We start from the raw sequence: 16,201 nt of genomic DNA, 5'->3' as shown, positions 1-16,201 counted from the left end.
GTCGTCACACGGTTCCGGCATCCGGTCGGGCGGCCTGACCAGCGGGTTCAGCGTTTATTGTCATGCCGGCGATTGTATTTCGTAACAAAAAAGTCACGCACCCCTAGGCAGGATGACGGACCCGTCGTATAGTCGACTCTCGTACGGGATTGGCGGGTCATCCAAGCGTCGGCGGGGACCTTCCCATGTTCGACTCCGCTGGCCGGTGACGCCTCGTCGTTCACCCGGACACCGACAAGTTCCCCACAACGACTGCGAGGTACGTCATGAGTTCAGAGCAGCAGATGCAGGACCTCGTCGCCGGCGTCATGGGCGAGATGACCGCCCTCGAGGCCGAGTACGCGCTGGAGCCGTCCGCCTTCGACCGGACCGACAGCAACGAGGTCGCCTGGTACATCGCGTACAAGACGAACGAGCAGTAGCCACCACTGGACGCAGCGGGTCCGGGGGCTCGCCCCCCGGACCGGCTGCGGCAGCCGACCGGACATCACGCCAGAGCAAGGAGCAGGCGGTGGGACCAGAGATCTTTCGGGGCGTCGACAGGCTGTTGTCCGCCTACGCCGGGCTGGAGCGGCGGGATGCCGTCGTCGTCGTGTACTCGCCCGACAGCCGTGACGCGGCGGCGTGGCTCGCCGCCGGCGTGAAGGCCAGGGGCGTCGAGCCGAGCCTGGTCGCCATGCGGCCCCTCGTCGACGAGGCGTTCGAGGAGCGGCTGCGGGGCGTGCTGCCCGCGAAGGACGACCTCGCCGGGCGCCTGGTGATCTTCACCCTGGAGAAGGAGTCGATGTCGCACTTCGGCCCGCTCACGAGCGTGCTCGAGGAGTACGGCGACGACTGCCAGATCGTCCGCATCATCAGTGCCTCGGAGGAGTTCTTCACCGAGGGCCTGAACCTCACGCCCGACGAGCTCTCGCAGCGCAATGCGACGTTGCTGAGTCGGCTCAATGGGCGAAAGACAATTCGCATAAAGTCCGACGGGGGAACCGATCTCCAGGTCGAGCTGGACTCGTCCCGCTACGACTGGATCAGCAACCGCGGCCTCCACCGCGGCGGCCACTTCACGATCCTCCCCGCCGGCGAGATCGCCACCTACCCGGCGGCCATCGAGGGCGTCCTCGTGGCCGACGGCGCGGTGAACTGCAACGTCATCAGCCGCCTCGACATGCGGCTGGCCGACACGCCGCTGACCGTCGAGGTCGAGGGCGGCCGGGCCGTCGACTTCTCCTGCGCCAACCCGCGGATCCACGAGCTGGTCGGCCTGTGCTTCACCCGCCCGTACGGCCGCAACGTCGGCGAGCTGGGCTTCGGGACGAACGTCGGCGTGCGCCGGTTCCTCCCCGAGAACTCGCACCTGAACGAGCGCCGCCCCGGCGTCCACGTCGGGTTCGGGCAGCACAACCAGCCGCCGTCCCGCGTGTCCTACCTCGAGGACATCCACCTCGACCTGATCGCCGACGGCGCCAGGATCGAGATCGACGGCGAGCCCGGCGTGCTCGACCTGCACGACCTGGCCGTCACGTGCGCCGCCCACCCCGACGTCCGCGACGAGGACATCACCGGCGACTGCTGCGGGTTCGGCTACCGCCAGCTCCGCGTCGCCGCGACCGGCGCCTCACGGGCGCTCGTCGGGTAGCGGTCGTGGCCGAGCACGGCGGGCCGGACGGCACCCGGCCGAGCCTCTGGAACAACCGCGGCTTCCGGACGTACTGGTCCGCGCTGGCCGTCTCCGGCGCCGGGTCGGCCGTGTCGATCGTGGTCGTCCCGATCATCGCCGCCGCCACGCTCGGCGCGTCGCCGGCCCAGATGGCGCTCCTCGGCGCGGCCGGGATGCTGCCGGGGCTGTTCCTCCAGGTGCCCGCGGCGATGTGGTCGGACTCGATCCGGTCCCGCCTCGGGATCATGGCCGCCGCGCAGGTGGTGCTCGGGGCCCTCGTGGCCCTCGTCCCGCTCCTGTGGTGGCTCGGCGCGCTCACCTTCGAGCGCCTGCTCGCCATCGTGGCGATGAAGGCGGTGATCGGCGTCTGCCTCGCGGCGACGTCGGGGCCGGTGGTCGTCGAGCTCGTCCCACGCGACCAGCTCGTCGCCGCCGGCGGCCGGCTGAGCGGCACGAGGAGCGCCACCGACATCGCCGGGCAGGCGGCCGGCGGCGCGCTGCTCGCCGTGCTCGCCGCCCCCGTCATCCTGGTGGCCGACGCCGTCTCGTTCCTCGTCGGCGCCTTCCTGACCCGCAGGATCCGGCCGCCCGCCGACGCCGCTCCTCCGCCGGCCCCCCGCACCAGGGGGCGGGCCTCGGTCGGCGAGGTCGTGGCGATCGGGCGCGAGCTGGCCACCCGGCGCGGGGTGTGGTGCCTGACGGCGATCGCGCTGGTGAACGGGATCACCGAGGCGGTCTTCGTCCTGTTCTGCCTGCACGCCCTCGACATGCGCGAGTCGGCCATCGGGCTGCTCCTCGCCGTCGGCGCCGTGGGCGGCGTGGTCGGCGGGTTCCTCGTCGGCCGGGTGGCCGAGCGGATGGGGCGGTGGACGGGCGCCGTCGGCCTCCTCGCCACCCTGTGGTCGGTCGCCGCCCTGCCCTTCGTCGGGCCGGGCTGGCTCGGCGGTGCCGCCGTCGTCAACTTCGAGCTCGCCGGCGCCTTCGGCGGGACGATCGTGATCGCCGCCGTGTTCGGCAGCCTCCAGGCCGAGGCCGCCGCCCGCGGCACCGTCGCCAGGACCATGGCGCTGGCCAACAACATCCTGCAGGTCGCGGCCCTCGCCGGCCTGGCGGTCGGCGGCGCCGTCGGCGCCATGGCCGGTGAGCGGACGGCGCTGACCGTCGCCGCCGTCGTCCTCGCCTGCGTGACGCCGCCGCTGCTCCTCGGGCTGCGGTCCCCCGGCCGGGCGACGGCCACCGGCGAGACGGCCGCCCCCGACGCCGACGCCGACGCCGGCGGCCCGGCCGACGCCGCCCGCCAGCCGGAGCCGGCCAGAAGCCCCACCGACGCCGCGCCCGGCCGCGAGCCGGACGACCCCCGCCGGCGCCTCCCCGAGACGTTCCACGACCAGATCGTCGCCGCCGACATCGACCCCCGGGTGTCGTCGTCGCTGACCGTCGCCTACTACCAGGCCCTCGCCCGGCGCCTCGTCCACGAGGCGGAGCGGCTGGGCTGGGCCGCCCCCGGCTCGGCCGACCCCGCCGACGTCCGCTGGCTCCACCCCGGCGCCGTGTGGGCCGCCAGGATCGCGGCGAGGGACCCCGCCCTGCTCGACGGGCAGGCGGTGCCGGTGCGGGCCATGCTCGACGAGGGCCGCGGCCCGGCGCCGGTGCTCGAGCACGTCGGCGCCGGCACGGCCGAGCGGTGGGTCGGCTGGGGGGTCGAGAACCTCGCGTCGTACGCCCAGCGCATCGACGTCGACGACCGGCTCCGCCTCGCCCCCCTCCCCCTCGGCGACCGCCGGCGCCACGTCGACGAGGCGCTCGCCGTCCTGGCGGACGTGTGGCCCGAGGCGGCCGTCGAGTTCCACTCCTACGTCCGCTCGATCGTCCACGTGCAGGGCGCCATGTTCGGGTCGGCCAGCTTCGACGAGGTGTTCGGCGCCGTGTTCGTGGGCGACCGCTACCTCGACACGGTGCCGGCGGCCTTCGAGATGATCCTCCACGAGGGCGGCCACCACGCCCTGTTCCTGCGGGCCCGCTTCGAGCCGTTCGTGACCAACGGCGACGAGATGGCCATGCACCCCCTCCGCGACGACCCCCGGCCGATCTCCGGCACCCTCCACGCGGCCTACGTCCTCGCCAGGATGGCGACGGGGCTGGCGCGCTGGCGCGACGGCGACCCCGACGCCCCCGCCGAGGTGGCCGAGCGGGCCGAGCAGTGCCGCGCCGACCTGTGCACCACGATCGCCGTGCTCGGCGACAAGGCGGCCTGGACCGACGCCGGGCGGGCCTGGTTCGCCCGGCTGGAGGAGCGGGCCGGCGCCCTGCCGGTCGCGGTCCCGTCGTGAACGGCGTGGACGTCGACGAGGTCTGCGGCCGGCACGGCGTGCTGCCCCACGTCGTCGTCCACGAGGCCGCCCACGCGGTCGCCGCCGCCCGGCACGGCATCCGCTTCGCCGAGGTGCGGGTCCGGCCGCCGGGCGGGTGGGTGGCCCACAGCGGCGGCCATCGGGCGGGCGGCGTCGTCATGGGGGCGGACGACCCCCTCGCCTGGGTGCGCGCCGACCCGGCTGCGGCCTTCCTCTTCGTGATGGCCGGCAGCGCGGCCGAGTTCGTGGTGCTCGGTCACCACATGCCGCGCTCGTGGCTCGGCGACCTGACCCTGTGGTGCCGCGGCTTCGGCGTGCCCGAGCCGGACGTGATGGCCGACCTCCAGCACCTGGTGCACGCCCTCCTGCCCGAGCCGTTCGCCGCCGCGATGGCCCGCACCGTCGCCTGGGTCGAGGCCGAGCGGGCCGCCATCGAGGCGGTCGTCGCCGGGCTCACCGGGACGGACCTCGCCGGCGTCGCCGCCGGGCTCCACCCCGGGACGGGCGACGGGTGGTCGCTGACGGAGGCCGACGTGCTGGCCCTCGTCGAGCGGGCGCCGGCGGCGGAGGCGACGGCGTGACCCGCCCCGCGGCGGCGCCCTCGTGCACGGCGGCCGCCGTCGGCCTCGACCCCGGGCGCACGGCGGCCTGGCTGCGGGCCTACCACGGCGCCCTGGCCGTCCGCCTCGTCCACCAGGCCACCCGGCTCGGGTGGGCCGACACGGGCGCCGGACGGGCGTACGGCGTCCGATCGCTGCACCCCCGCGCCGTCTGGGCCGCCCGCGTCGCCGTCGAGCAGCCTGACCTCGTGGCGGACGGCGGGCTGCCGGTGAGCGACCTGCTGGCCGCGTCGAGGACGCCCTCCGCCGCGCCCGAGCACGTCGGCGCCGACCGGGACGAGCCGTGGGCCCGTTGGGGCGTGGCGACGGTGGACGCCCAGGTGACCCAGCTGTGGCCCCAGCCCCCGATGCGGCTGGCCGCCGCGCCGCTCGGGTCGCGGCGGACCAACGTCGACCGGGCGCTCGCCGTCCTCTACCGCGTCTGGCCGGAGGCGGCGACGGAGCTCCGCCTCCAGGTCAGGGCCGTCGTCCACGTCGAGGGCGGCGGCTTCAGGTCGGCGACCGCCGACGAGGTGTTCGGCGCCGTCTTCGTCGGCGAGCGCTACAACGACAGCGTCCCGGCCGCCTTCGAGATGCTCGTCCACGAGAGCGCCCACCTCGCGCTCGTCCTGCGCCGGCGCTTCCAGCCCTTCGTCACCAACGGGGCCGACCTCGCCGGCCACCCGCTGCGCCCCGATCCCCGGCCGGTGTCGGGGACCGTCCACGCGGCGTACGCCCTCGCCCGGATGGCGACGGGGCTGGCCCTGTGGCGGGACGAGGGCGGCGCGCCGGCCGAGGTGGCCCGGCGAGCCGAGGAGTCGCTCGCCAACCTCGTGGGGGCGGTCGCCGTCCTGCGGGAGAAGGCGGCATGGACCGACGAGGGTCGTGCCTGGTTCGCGCGGCTCGAACAGCACACCGAGGAGGTCGCACCATGAGGGACAACCACTGGTCGCGCCACGCCGCCCAGCTGGCGGAGGCGTACGCCCGCAACCGCGGGCAGCTGTCGTTCGAGCTGATCCGCAGGGCGATCGCCCGCCACGTGCCGCCCGGGCCCCGGCGCATCGTCGACGTCGGCGGCGGCTACGGGCAGCAGGCCATCACCCTCGCCAGGGACGGCCACACCGTCACCGTGCTCGACTTCGACCCGAACATGCTCGACCTCGCGAGGCGCCGGCTCGAGGGCGAGCCGCCCGAGGTGCGGGCCCGGGTCGAGCTGGTCCTCGGCGACGGGCTCGACGCGCCCGCGGTCGTCGGGTCCGACTTCGACGTCGCCTGCTGCCACAGCGTCCTCATGTACGAGGAGGAGCCGGCCCCGTTCGTCGCCGGCGTGGTCGGGACGGTCCGGCCCGGCGGGCTGGTGTCGCTGCTGTCGCTGAACCCCGAGGCGGCCGCCATGCGCAGCGCCGTCAAGGGCCGCTGGCAGGAGGCCAGGGCGACGCTCGAGGCCGGCCGGGAGACGGGCGCCCAGTACCTGCCGACGAGCGAGCCGAGCCTCGCCGAGGTCACCGCCCTCCTCGAGAAGTTCGGGGCCCACGTGCAGGAGTGGTACGGCGTGGGGCTGTTCACCGAGCACGCCGGCATGCCGGCCGACCCTGAGGCGGCCGCCGATGCCTACGAGGTGGAGTGGCTGGCCGGGTCCCGCGACCCGTTCCGGGGGGTGGCGAGGTGCTTCCACGTCGTCGCCGCCGTCGACCCGCCGTCCTGAGCACCCCCCATCACGGCTCTTTCCAACCCCGCCAGCAGGGACGGCCTGGCCGAACTGGTCCGGCTGGTTGAGGACCTGGAAGCCGCAGCGTGAGGCTCAGGCTGCCTTGGGCGGCTTCTCGTCCGCCTCGAGCTCGTTGATGGCGTCTTGGATGGCCTGCTGCTCCGGCGTCAGCTCGGTCGTGACCCGGGGCTTCCGCCGGGCGTAGACCCGCCGCTGCCTGGGCTGCGCTCTTGGCCAGCACCCCCTCCACCAACTTGCGGAGCTCCGCCATCTTGGCGCCGAACACCGGATCGACCAGCTGCTGGATGAGGTTTGATTCTCCGCACACCGAGACCTTCCCGGCCCCGGTTCACTGCATTCGATTGAAAGCAGTGACAGTCAGGTGCCCCGGCGGTGCTTGCGCCACCCCGGGTCCTGGCCGAACCTTACGACGAAGGGTGCGACACGGCCGACTTGGGGCGAGCTATTGCAGCAGCCATCGGTCGCCTCCCCTAGCGTTGCCACGTGGATCGCCGGTGAAGTCCGGCGAGCCCTCGCCGGTCTCACCGGGACTGCCGAAGGCGAAGGCGACGACATCCCGTCGTCGTCGCGGCTCGCTTGGCCGGTTCCGGCGACTCAAGACATTTCGGATGGCTGCGATGGATGTCCGTTATCATCCACTGCAGTGGGGACGAGCACGAAGGACTTCATCGTCCGTAGCGCCGTCGGGATCATCGGGGCGGCGATGCTGGGCGTCGGCGGGCTCGGCGGCGTCGACTTGACCGACAGCGTCCTCGTCGTTTGGCTGCTCCTTGGCGCATTCATCCTACTGATGGCGCTGTTCTGGAATCGAGTGCGGTCGTTGTCGCTTGGTCACGGCGACACCAAAGTCACCGCCGAGCTCGCCAGTATTGTCGGACACGACGTCGCCAAGGAGCTCTCCAGCGCCGGCATCACCCAGGTCGCGTCGGCGTACGCATTCGTCCACTCGGCCCTCGGTGAGGACGCGGCCTACCGGCCGGCGAAGGTCAAGCTCCAGGATGCACTTATCGACCAGGTCCGCACCAGATCCTTCACGACCAAGCCGAACCCTAAGGACGTGGCCCAACTGGCGAAGGGATCACCCGCAGAGCGGGTTCTCGCCGTGGGACTGCTCCGCGGCGACCCCTCGCTGGTCACCATCGACGCGCTGCGCTCCGCGATCACCGACTCTAAGTCGGGCAACGAGCAGTACCACGGACTCCTTGCCGCCAAGGAGGCGTGGGGCCGGTTCGACGAATCCACTCGGCGACAAGTGATCGAGACTGTCAACACCCGGCCGTATGCAGGAGCGGACAGCGACCGGGACGCGGTCGCGGCGGAGATCCTTGCTCGGGGAGAAGCGTGAGCGGGCCGGATCCCCTCGAGGCGATGGACTCGGTCTACTTCAACTCGGGACGGACGTGGACGGAGCGGGTGCAGGACTGGGAGTCGTTGCCCCAGAATCAAGGGTTCGCCGCGAGCAACCAGGTCGTGGCCGCGAATGCGATCAACGAGCCTGACGCCGGGCTGCGAGCAGTCATCAACATCAGCGCCGCCGGGCTGCTTTCCCTGCTTCCTGACAACCGCTACCTCAACCTCTACGACCGCCCGCTCGTTGGCACCGCACGGCCGGAGCCGTCACGCAACCGGGTGCGAGTCGACGTCAAGATCGGGATCCGACCGAAACAGACCTACTTCGCAGCGGTCGCGCTCGGCGGCGCTGGAGTCCGCTACTACGGCGAGTACTGCATGGTGCTCAAGCGCGGCGTCGCCCAAGACGCCACCCAGCTGCTCGACCGCGACTCGTACGACCTGCTCCTTCCACCCCTCGCCGACATCGAGCCGGATGACCCAAGGTCAGCGCTCGTCGTCGAGCGGATCCGCGGGCGGTGGGGGTCCGACCTCCGGGACATGGTTCTGATGCGGGTGCTCCCCGAGCTGGAGCACCAGCCGAGGCTGGTCACCAGCGGCACGGTCGCGGCCATGGTGCTCCGCGACCAGGAGTTCATCGAGGTCCACCTCGACCTGCCCGACTCATTCACGCTCGCGGACGTCGAGGAGGTCCGTGAGTCGCCCGACGAGGTCGCAGTCGAGGCCCGGCTGCGCAGCCGGCTCAGCACCGGCCGGACACTCCCGGCCGTCGAGTGGCTCTGGCTGCTGCGCCGCGAGCTCGTCGCCAGCGGGCTCGACGACATCGACATGCGGACCCGCGTGGTCACCGCTCACGGACAGGGCTACCAGTGGAAGTAGCCGACCGGACTTGGTACGTCGACACGTGGTCGGTCCTCGACGGTCGCCTGTTCGCGTCGGTTCGGCCACCTGAGTCGATCGAGGCCTCCTCGACGGTGTTCCTCGCCGTGCCCGACCTCGAACCCGTCCCGGTGGGTCGGATCTCCACGGCGCTGCACGCGTGTCGCGCGGGTTTCCAGGAGGGACTCCGAGGCGAGGACGGCGCCGAGATCCCGTTCCGCAGTCTCGACGAGGTCCGGGCGCTCGTCCGCCGTGGGTACCTCGGCGGCGGACTCGGACCGGGAGCGCCGGGCGTGCCAGCGGAACCGATTCCTGCTCCCGACGCCGGGGCGGGCGGTGCTTACCTCGGAGAGCGTCTGCAGCAGCTAGAGGCGACACGGCTGTGGGTCGATCGCGAGGTCGACCTGCGGGTTGCCCTCCGCGAGGTCGATTGCGAGCACCTCGGCAGGTTGGTGGAACCGCTCGCTGCCGCGTCGATCGCCGCCTGGAGCGCTGGGCTCTTGGAGGCTGGCTTAAGCCACGAGCAGCGCGGACTCGTCGCATGGATCTCGACCCTCGTAGGAGCCGGTGCGTTCGGTGACCTCGCCCATCATGCCGAAGCGCGCGTCTTCGATGTGCTCCACCATGTGCATGTGCTCCACCATGTGCGCGCGGAGGACGCGTTCTGGGATATGCGGAGCACCTGGCTTCAAATGCGGGCTCCGTCGCATGCGGCGCAAATCATGCTCGCCCCGACTCCGCGAGCCCCGCTCTGGGACCAGCGACTCACGCGCGTGCAGGAGCACCTGCTCCTCGCCGCCGCCCGTCCAACATCGCTCAGGGAGTTCCCGACCTATGGCAACCTGGCAGCGACGCTGCTGGCGGTCATGGTCGTCGGAGCGAACGGCGAGCACCTGGTGTCCGGGTCACCGACTGCGGTCGAAGCCGCCCGCGACCGACTGATCGCCGAAGTCGACGAGACGAAGTTGCCGGATGCGGCCGAGCGGGCGCTTAGCGTCTTCGTCGAGGATCGGCTGAACGGTCACGTCCCTCCCGAGCCCGACTTCGACGAGGAGGCCTGGTTTGCCACCGATAGGACGGAGAGGCTCGAGCAGCTGAGGGACGACGCGGTGCGGCTTCGGTTCGAGTAGCCGGCCGGGCGCGGCGCCCCTCATACCAGCGGTCAACCAAATGGGGGTCAACGACTCGCAGCACCCCCAACGGGATTCGAACCCGTGTTGCCGCCTTGAAAGGGCGGTGTCCTGGGCCACTGGACGATGGGGGCGAGCGGCCGGAGGCTAGCGCCGGCCCGCGATGAACATCCGGTGACGGCGGGCCGGCGGACGGCGACCGGCGGCGGCCGTCGCCGTACCGTCGCCGGTGATGCCGTTCCGGAGCCGGCTGCACGACGAGCGACTGGCGGCCGTGCTCGGGGTCGCCCTCGGCGTGGCCTTCGCCGTCTGCTTCCTCACCGGCCTCCTCTCCCACCTGGTCCAGGACCCGCCGTCGTGGTTCCGGTGGCCGCCCCGGCCGGCCGGGCTCTACCGGGTCACCCAGGGCCTGCACGTCGCCACCGGGCTGGCCTCGGTGCCGCTGCTCCTGGCCAAGCTGTGGGTCGCCTACCCCCGCTTCTGGGGCTGGCCGCCGGTCCGCTCGGTGGCCCACGCCGTCGAGCGGGTGAGCCTCGTGCCGCTGGTCGGCGGCTCCCTGTTCCTCCTCCTCTCCGGCGTCGGGAACGTGTTCCGCTGGCGGCCGTGGGCGTTCTCGTTCACGGCCGGCCACTTCTGGGTCGCCTGGCTGGTCGTCGGCGGGCTCGTCGTGCACGTCGGGGCGACGTGGGCGACGACGGCCAGGGTCGTCGGCCGGGGCGGCGCGGCCGCCAGCCGCCCGCTGCTCGACGGCCCGCCGGCCGACGCCGCCCTCGACCGCAGGGGCTTCCTCGCCGCCGTCGCCACCGCGGCCGGCGCCGTCACCGTCTTCACGGTCGGCCAGACGGTGCGGCCGCTCGAGCGGCTGGCGCTCGTGGCGCCCCGGCGCCCGTCGGCCGGGCCCCAGGGCGTGCCCGTGAACACGACCGCGTCGGGCGCGGGCGTGGTCGACGCCGCGACCGCCCCTGCCTGGCGGCTGTCGGTGACCGGCGCCGTCGAGCGGGAGCTGTCCCTGTCCATCGACGACCTGCGGGCCATGCCCCAGCGGGAGGCCACCCTGCCCATCGCCTGCGTGGAGGGCTGGAGCAGTACGGCCACCTGGCGGGGCGTCCCCGTCCGCGACGTGCTGGCCATGGCCGGCGCGGCCGACGGCGCCGGGGCGACGGTGGCCTCGCTCCAGGACGGCGGCATCTACCGGACCTCCGACCTGAGCCCGGCCCAGGCCGCCGACCCGGACACGCTCCTCGCCCTCGACCTCGGCGGCGAGCCCCTCCACCTCGATCACGGCTTCCCGCTCCGCCTGATCGGCCCCAACCGCCCCGGCGTGCAGCAGACGAAGTGGCTCTCGGCGGTCGTCGTCCGGTGAGCGCCCCGGACCGCACCCGCCCCCGGGGGTTCTGGCCGTCGGTGGCGGTCGGCTGGGCGCTCATGGGCGTCGGCGTCGCCGGCCTGCTCGGCGGCATCGACCACTTCGCCGGCCCCGTCTCCTGGCTGCGGGCCGGCGCCTGGGTGGTCGGCGTCGCCCTGGCCCACGACCTGGTCGTCGCCCCGCTGGTGTGCCTGGCCGGCGTGGCCGTCGCCCGTGTCGTGCCCAGGGCCTGGCGGGGGCCGGTGGCGGGCGGCCTGGTCGCCGCGGCCGCCGTCACGGCCGTGGCCTTCCCCGGCGTGCGCGGGTGGGGGCGCCTCCCGAACAACCCGTCCGTCCACCCGCTCGACTACGGGACCGGCCTCGCCACCGCGCTCGCCGTCGTCGCCGCCGGCGTCGTGGCCGCCGGCCTGCTCGCCCGCCGCCGCTGACGCCCGGGCCGGCTGCCGCGGCCACGGCTACCGTTCCCGGCGTGGCTGCGAGGACGGGCCGGCTGGTCGCGGCAGCGGTCGCCGGCTACCTCCTCGGCACCGTGCCGTCGGCCGACGTGGCCGCCCGCCTGGCCGGGAAGGGGGCCACCGACCTCCGCCTGGCCGGCAGCGGCAACCCCGGCGGGGTCAACGCCATGCGGGTGCTCGGCCCGGCCTGGGGCTACGGCGTGATGGCGGCCGACGTGGCCAAGGGCGCGCTCGCCTGCCGGGCCGGCCGCCGCGTCGGCGGCGACGCCGCCGCCCACCTGGCCGGCACGGCCGCCGTGGTCGGCCACTGCTACCCGGTGTGGAGCGGGTTCCGGGGCGGCAAGGGCGTCGCCACCAGCGCCGGTCAGTGCCTGGCGACGTTCCCCGCCTACACCCCCGTCGACCTCGGCGTCGCCGCGCTGGCGGCCGCCTCGCCCCGGTGGCGGGACCGGGCCTTCGCGGCGACGGCCGTGGCGTCGGCCTGCTGGGTCGCCGCCGGGGTGCTGTGGTGGCGGAGGGGCTGGCCCAACGCGTGGGGCCCGCGGCCGACGGCCGCCCTCCCGGCCGCCGCGGCGGCCAGCAGCGGGGTCGTCCTCTGGCGGTTCGTCACGGCGGCCCGGCCCCGGTGATCGGCCTCTGCACCGACAGCAACGCCCAGCTCCCGCCCGAGCTGGTCGAGCGCTACGGCGTCGAGGTCGTCCCGCTCACCGTGACCGTCGACGGCGTCGACCACCTCGAGGGCGTCGACCTCGACGCCGACGCCTTCTACGCCCGCTTCGCCGCCGGCCGCCCGCAGGTGGCCACGTCGCAGCCGAGCCCCGGCCGCTTCGCCGAGGCCTACCGGCGCCTGGCCGACCGGGGCGCCGACGAGGTCCTGTCGGTCCACGTCGGCTCGGCCGTGTCCGGCACGCTCAACGCCGCCCGGATCGGGGCCAGGGGCGCGCCCGTGCCCGTGCGCCTGGTCGACACGGGGACGGCCAGCTTCGGCGTCGGCTGCTGCGTGTGGGAGGCGGCCGAGGCGCTGCGGGCGGGGGCGACGGCCGACGAGGCGGCCAGGGTGGCCGAGGAGCTGGCGGCCACGATCGGCAACGTGTTCGTGGTCGGCGCGCTCGACCTGGCCAGGGCCGGGGGCCGGCTGGCGGCGGGCGTCGGCGAGGAGGCCGGGGTCCCGGTGCTGTCCCTCGTCGGCGGCGAGATCCGGGCCGTCGGCCGGGCCGCCGACGCCGACGAGGCCGCCGCCGTCATGGCCGGCCACGTCCTCGCCGGCGGCCGGGACCTCCGGGTGGCCGTGGGCGTGGCCGACGCCGCGGCCGGGCCGGTGGCCGACGCGCTGGCCGAGCGCCTGCTGGACCGGCCCGAGGTGCGCGAGCTCGTCCGCTACCGGGTCGGGCCGAGCGTCGGCGCCCACACCGGCCCGGGCACGGCGGGCGCCTTCTTCCACCCGGCCGTCGCCCGCAGGGGCTAGCGGTCCCTGCCCGTGCGGGGGAGGCCGGCGGCGAGGGCGTCGACCACGTCGGAGAGCACCCAGCCGAGCCAGGCGTAGGCGGCGAGCAGCGGGGCGTCCGGGTCGGCCGGGTCGACGTCCTCCATGTCCTCGTCGACGTCGAGCTTGGTGCCGAGCACGAGACGGACGTCGTTGACGGCGGCCATCCACGCCGTCAGCTGCTCCTCGGTCAGCCGCTTCTCCTCGATGGTCGACTCGAGCAGGTCGACGGCCCGCAGCCGCCGGGCCAGCAGGTCGTCGCCCACGAGCGCCCGCCACTCGGCGTCCCTCGCCGGGTCGTCGGCGTAGGCGGGCGGGAACAGCCGGCGCAGCACCGGGTCCTCGCCCGCCGTCAGCAGCTCGCGCAGCTGGCCGGCGAGGTTGGCGAGCAGCGCCCGCTCGTCGGCGGTCAGCCGCACCCGGAAGGTGCCGTCACCGGCGCGGGAGACCCTGGCCCTGAACACGTCAGGTGTCGTGCTGCATGGTCGCCCACAGGCCGTGCTCGTGGAGCCGGAACACGTCGAGCTCTGCCTTCTCCCGCGGCCCGCTCGACACGACGGCCCTGCCCTTGTGGTGGACGTCGAGCATCAGCGCCGTGGCCTTCTCCAGGCTGTAGCCGAACAGCTTCTGGAACACGTAGGTGACGTAGGACATCAGGTTGATCGGGTCGTTCCAGACGATCACCACCCACGGCCGGTCCTCGCTCGTCGCCTCCCCGGCGACGGGCTCCTCGACCTCGACGGGCGACAGCGTCGTCATGCCGGCTCCAGCACCGGCGGGCGGGCCGGCGCCACGACCGGCCGCCGCTCGAACAGCACGAGGTTGAGGTGGACGGTCGCCGCCCACACGGCGGCCGCGCCGGCCAGGTGGATGCCGACGAGCACGACCGGCACCCCGCTGAAGTACTGGGCGTAGCCGACGGCCGCCTGCCCGACGAGGACGGCCAGCAGGACCTGCGCCGCCCGCAGCACGCCGGCCGGGGCGCCGTCGCGGCGCAGCACCCAGGCGAGCGCGAGCGCCATGGCGAGGAACAGCATGACCGCGACCCCGTGCACCCGGGCGACGTCGGGCAGCAGGAACGGGAGCCGCTCGACATCCTCGTCGCCGCCGTGCGGCCCCGACCCGGTGACCACCGTGCCGGTCGCGACCACGATCGCAGCCATGCCCGCCAGCCACCTCGCCATGCCGACGACCTGGCCGCCGACGACGGCGCGTGGCGGCCCGTCCGGCTGGCCGGCCCGGTGGTGGAGGACGACCGCGTTCCAGAGGAGCACGAGCGACAGCAGGAAGTGGGCCATCACGAACGGGGGCGACAGCCCGACGAGCACGGTCACCCCGCCGAGCACGACCTGGCCGGCGACGCCGGCGACGAGCCCGAGGGAGAGGGCGGTCAGGTCGCGGCGGCGGGGGGTGCGGACGAGGGAGCCGAGCACGGCGAGCACCACGGCCACCGAGACCAGCCCGGTGACGGTGCGGTTCACGAACTCGACCATCGGGTGGAACTCGAGCGGGGCGACCAGCCGTCCCTCCTCGCAGTTCGGCCAGTCCGAGCACCCGAGCCCCGAGCCGGTGAGCCGAACCGCACCGCCCGACACGATGATGAACGCGAGGGCCAGGGCGGCGGCCAGGGTCACCCTGCGGTAGGTGGCCGGGGAGAGGCGCGGGACCCGCACGCCCCGATGCTACGGGCGGGGCCGGGTGGTCCTACAGCACGAACAGCCAGGCGCCGTCGGTGACGACGAGCACCCGCCCGTCGACGGTGAAGACCGGGTCCTGCTGCGGGACGTCCTCGCCTCCGGTCATCGCCTGGGCCTCGCCCCGCGCCCGCACCTCGGCCTCGTACCGGCGCACGTCCGGCAGGGCGGCCTCGGCCGCGTCCTCCGTCGGGTAGACGAGCACGGTCACGTACTGGTTGGCGCCCGCGACCCTGGTGCTGCCGTGGAGGAGCACGAGGGGGACGGCGCGGTCGGGCACCGGCTCGGGCACGTCCCCGCCGGGGAGGGCCTCCTGCTCGCGCATCTCGTGGAGCGCCGTGGCGTCGAAGATCGTGGCCTCGACCAGGGCGTGGCGATCGGCCTGCTCGGCGGCGGCCCGGTAGGCGGGGTCGTCGGCCAGCGACGGGCCCCGGCCGGCGACGGCGTCGAGCGTGGCCACGAGCTCGGGGTCGCCCGCCGTCCACACGGCCAGGTCGTCGACCAGGGCCAGCCTGGCACTGTTCCCCGGCCCGCGGATCGGGCTGAAGATGGCGTTGAGGTCGTAGTCCTCGCCCCACGACCAGAACGGCACGCCCTCGTGCTCCCTGGCCTGGACCATCGAGGACCAGTACGGGTCGGTCTGCACGGCCGTGCGCACGGCGGCGGGGTCGAACCGCCCCCGCAGGACCGTGAAGCGGTGCGGCGGCGTCCCGGCCACCACGCCCTGGTCGACCTCGCGGAGGTCGAGGCCGATCTCCGCCCGCACCTCGGATGGCGGGTGGCCGAGCAGGTCGCCGAAGCCCGTCGACGAGCCGGTCGCCGCCTCGAAGTCGGCCATGACCTCGCGGTCGCTCGCGTCGGGACCGGTGGGCGGCCGGCCGGCGAGCAGGCGGCCCCGCTCCGGGTCGGTGACGGAGATGTGACCGGACCGGGTGTTCGGGGTGTCGGGGACCCGCTCGAGCAGGGCGACCCAGCTCGTCGCCCCGCCCGGGCCGACCAGGTTCAGCTCCTCGCCCCGGTCCCGGCGGAGGACGAGCACGGCGGCCACGAGGGCCACGGCGGCGGCCACGCCCACGGCGACGAGCACGAGGGGCGGGCGCCGGCGGGCGTGCCGGCCGGCCGCCTCGTCGACGGTCACGGGCTCGACGCCGGCGAGCACGGCGTCGGCGAAGCGCCGGAGCTGCTGGTCGAGGTCAGGCATCGACGGTCACCTTCAGCTCGGCCCGGAGCCTGGCCATCCCCCGGGCGACGTGGTTGGCCACGGACGACGCCGAGATGCCGAGCAGCTCGGCCACCTCGCCGTGGGTCCACCCGCAGCCGTGGGCGAGGAACACGGCCACCCGCTGGCGCTCGGACAGCGCGGCCAGGGCGGCCGGGAGGCGGGGCTCGACGTCGGGGAGGCGGCCGGGCTCGGCGGCGGGGCCCCACACCGGCCGGCGCCGGCGGGTCCGGCTCTGGCCGACGCGGTAGAGGTAGCCGGCCGGGTTGTCGAGGGCCAGCGCCCGCTCCCG

18 protein-coding genes and 1 tRNA gene are annotated in these 16,201 nt (G+C 74.4%); 13 read left to right on the top strand and 6 right to left on the bottom strand.

Annotated features, from left to right (window positions below):
• Positions 1 to 266: 266 nt before the first annotated feature.
• From VGB14_20645 to VGB14_20605, 9 genes are all read left to right on the top strand, one after another.
• Positions 267 to 422, top strand: a complete 156-nt coding sequence (locus VGB14_20645; protein HEX9995342.1) for a hypothetical protein — start codon at positions 267 to 269, stop codon at positions 420 to 422.
• A gap of 89 nt (positions 423 to 511) precedes the next feature.
• Positions 512 to 1,633: a hypothetical protein gene (locus VGB14_20640; GenBank protein ID HEX9995341.1), complete on the top strand. Its 1,122-nt coding sequence runs from the start codon at positions 512 to 514 to the stop codon at positions 1,631 to 1,633.
• A 5-nt stretch (positions 1,634 to 1,638) separates the two neighbouring features.
• The gene (locus VGB14_20635) at positions 1,639 to 3,984 is read left to right on the top strand and encodes an MFS transporter (protein ID HEX9995340.1); all 2,346 of its coding nucleotides are present in this window, start codon (positions 1,639 to 1,641) and stop codon (positions 3,982 to 3,984) included.
• Between the two features lie 5 nt (positions 3,985 to 3,989).
• A complete protein-coding gene (locus tag VGB14_20630) occupies positions 3,990 to 4,586 on the top strand; it encodes a hypothetical protein (protein HEX9995339.1) in 597 nt (198 codons plus the stop codon).
• Positions 4,583 to 5,539, top strand: a complete 957-nt coding sequence (locus VGB14_20625) for an HEXXH motif-containing putative peptide modification protein (GenBank protein HEX9995338.1) — start codon at positions 4,583 to 4,585, stop codon at positions 5,537 to 5,539. Before VGB14_20630 ends, VGB14_20625 begins: the two co-directional genes overlap by 4 nt.
• On the top strand, positions 5,536 to 6,309 hold the full coding sequence (locus VGB14_20620) for a class I SAM-dependent methyltransferase (GenBank protein ID HEX9995337.1): 774 nt from the start codon (positions 5,536 to 5,538) through the stop codon (positions 6,307 to 6,309). The genes VGB14_20625 and VGB14_20620 overlap by 4 nt, the downstream gene beginning before the upstream one ends.
• A 667-nt stretch (positions 6,310 to 6,976) precedes the next feature.
• Complete coding sequence (locus VGB14_20615; GenBank protein HEX9995336.1) at positions 6,977 to 7,678, top strand: hypothetical protein; 702 nt, start codon at positions 6,977 to 6,979, stop codon at positions 7,676 to 7,678.
• Between the two features lie 23 nt (positions 7,679 to 7,701).
• Complete coding sequence (locus tag VGB14_20610; protein HEX9995335.1) at positions 7,702 to 8,562, top strand: hypothetical protein; 861 nt, start codon at positions 7,702 to 7,704, stop codon at positions 8,560 to 8,562.
• Positions 8,553 to 9,692: a hypothetical protein gene (locus VGB14_20605; GenBank protein ID HEX9995334.1), complete on the top strand. Its 1,140-nt coding sequence runs from the start codon at positions 8,553 to 8,555 to the stop codon at positions 9,690 to 9,692. Before VGB14_20610 ends, VGB14_20605 begins: the two co-directional genes overlap by 10 nt.
• 61 nt (positions 9,693 to 9,753) lie before the next feature.
• Here VGB14_20605 and VGB14_20600 read toward each other — a convergent pair.
• Positions 9,754 to 9,826: transfer RNA gene (locus VGB14_20600), tRNA-Glu, on the bottom strand.
• Positions 9,827 to 9,924: 98 nt separating this feature from the next.
• Here VGB14_20600 and VGB14_20595 point away from each other — a divergent pair.
• From VGB14_20595 to VGB14_20580, 4 genes are read left to right on the top strand one after another with little or no spacing between them, the layout of a single operon-like run.
• The gene (locus VGB14_20595) at positions 9,925 to 11,055 is read left to right on the top strand and encodes a molybdopterin-dependent oxidoreductase (GenBank protein HEX9995333.1); all 1,131 of its coding nucleotides are present in this window, start codon (positions 9,925 to 9,927) and stop codon (positions 11,053 to 11,055) included.
• Complete coding sequence (locus tag VGB14_20590; GenBank protein HEX9995332.1) at positions 11,052 to 11,486, top strand: hypothetical protein; 435 nt, start codon at positions 11,052 to 11,054, stop codon at positions 11,484 to 11,486. Before VGB14_20595 ends, VGB14_20590 begins: the two co-directional genes overlap by 4 nt.
• Before the next feature lie 41 nt (positions 11,487 to 11,527).
• Positions 11,528 to 12,142, top strand: a complete 615-nt coding sequence (locus VGB14_20585; protein HEX9995331.1) for a glycerol-3-phosphate acyltransferase — start codon at positions 11,528 to 11,530, stop codon at positions 12,140 to 12,142.
• Complete coding sequence (locus tag VGB14_20580; protein HEX9995330.1) at positions 12,139 to 12,978, top strand: DegV family protein; 840 nt, start codon at positions 12,139 to 12,141, stop codon at positions 12,976 to 12,978. Before VGB14_20585 ends, VGB14_20580 begins: the two co-directional genes overlap by 4 nt.
• On the opposite strand, the gene VGB14_20575 is transcribed toward VGB14_20580, so the two are convergent.
• The 5 genes from VGB14_20575 to VGB14_20555 form a co-directional block, all read right to left on the bottom strand.
• Entirely contained in the window at positions 12,975 to 13,460 is a 486-nt protein-coding gene (locus VGB14_20575; protein ID HEX9995329.1) for a DUF2017 family protein, read from the bottom strand. The genes VGB14_20580 and VGB14_20575 overlap by 4 nt on opposite strands.
• A 1-nt stretch (position 13,461) precedes the next feature.
• The gene (clpS, locus tag VGB14_20570; protein ID HEX9995328.1) at positions 13,462 to 13,755 is read right to left on the bottom strand and encodes an ATP-dependent Clp protease adapter ClpS; all 294 of its coding nucleotides are present in this window, start codon (positions 13,753 to 13,755) and stop codon (positions 13,462 to 13,464) included.
• Positions 13,752 to 14,669, bottom strand: a complete 918-nt coding sequence (locus VGB14_20565) for a COX15/CtaA family protein (protein ID HEX9995327.1) — start codon at positions 14,667 to 14,669, stop codon at positions 13,752 to 13,754. The genes clpS and VGB14_20565 overlap by 4 nt, the downstream gene beginning before the upstream one ends.
• 31 nt (positions 14,670 to 14,700) lie before the next feature.
• Entirely contained in the window at positions 14,701 to 15,891 is a 1,191-nt protein-coding gene (locus VGB14_20560) for a hypothetical protein (protein HEX9995326.1), read from the bottom strand.
• Positions 15,884 to 16,201: sigma-70 family RNA polymerase sigma factor (locus VGB14_20555; GenBank protein ID HEX9995325.1), on the bottom strand; the 318-nt coding region annotated here is incomplete at its 5' end. The genes VGB14_20555 and VGB14_20560, both read right to left, overlap by 8 nt.

Source organism: Acidimicrobiales bacterium (assembly GCA_036399815.1).
Classification (GTDB): domain Bacteria; phylum Actinomycetota; class Acidimicrobiia; order Acidimicrobiales; family DASWMK01; genus DASWMK01.
Note: the sequence above shows the minus strand (reverse complement) of the source record. Positions and strands in the feature narration are given on the sequence as shown.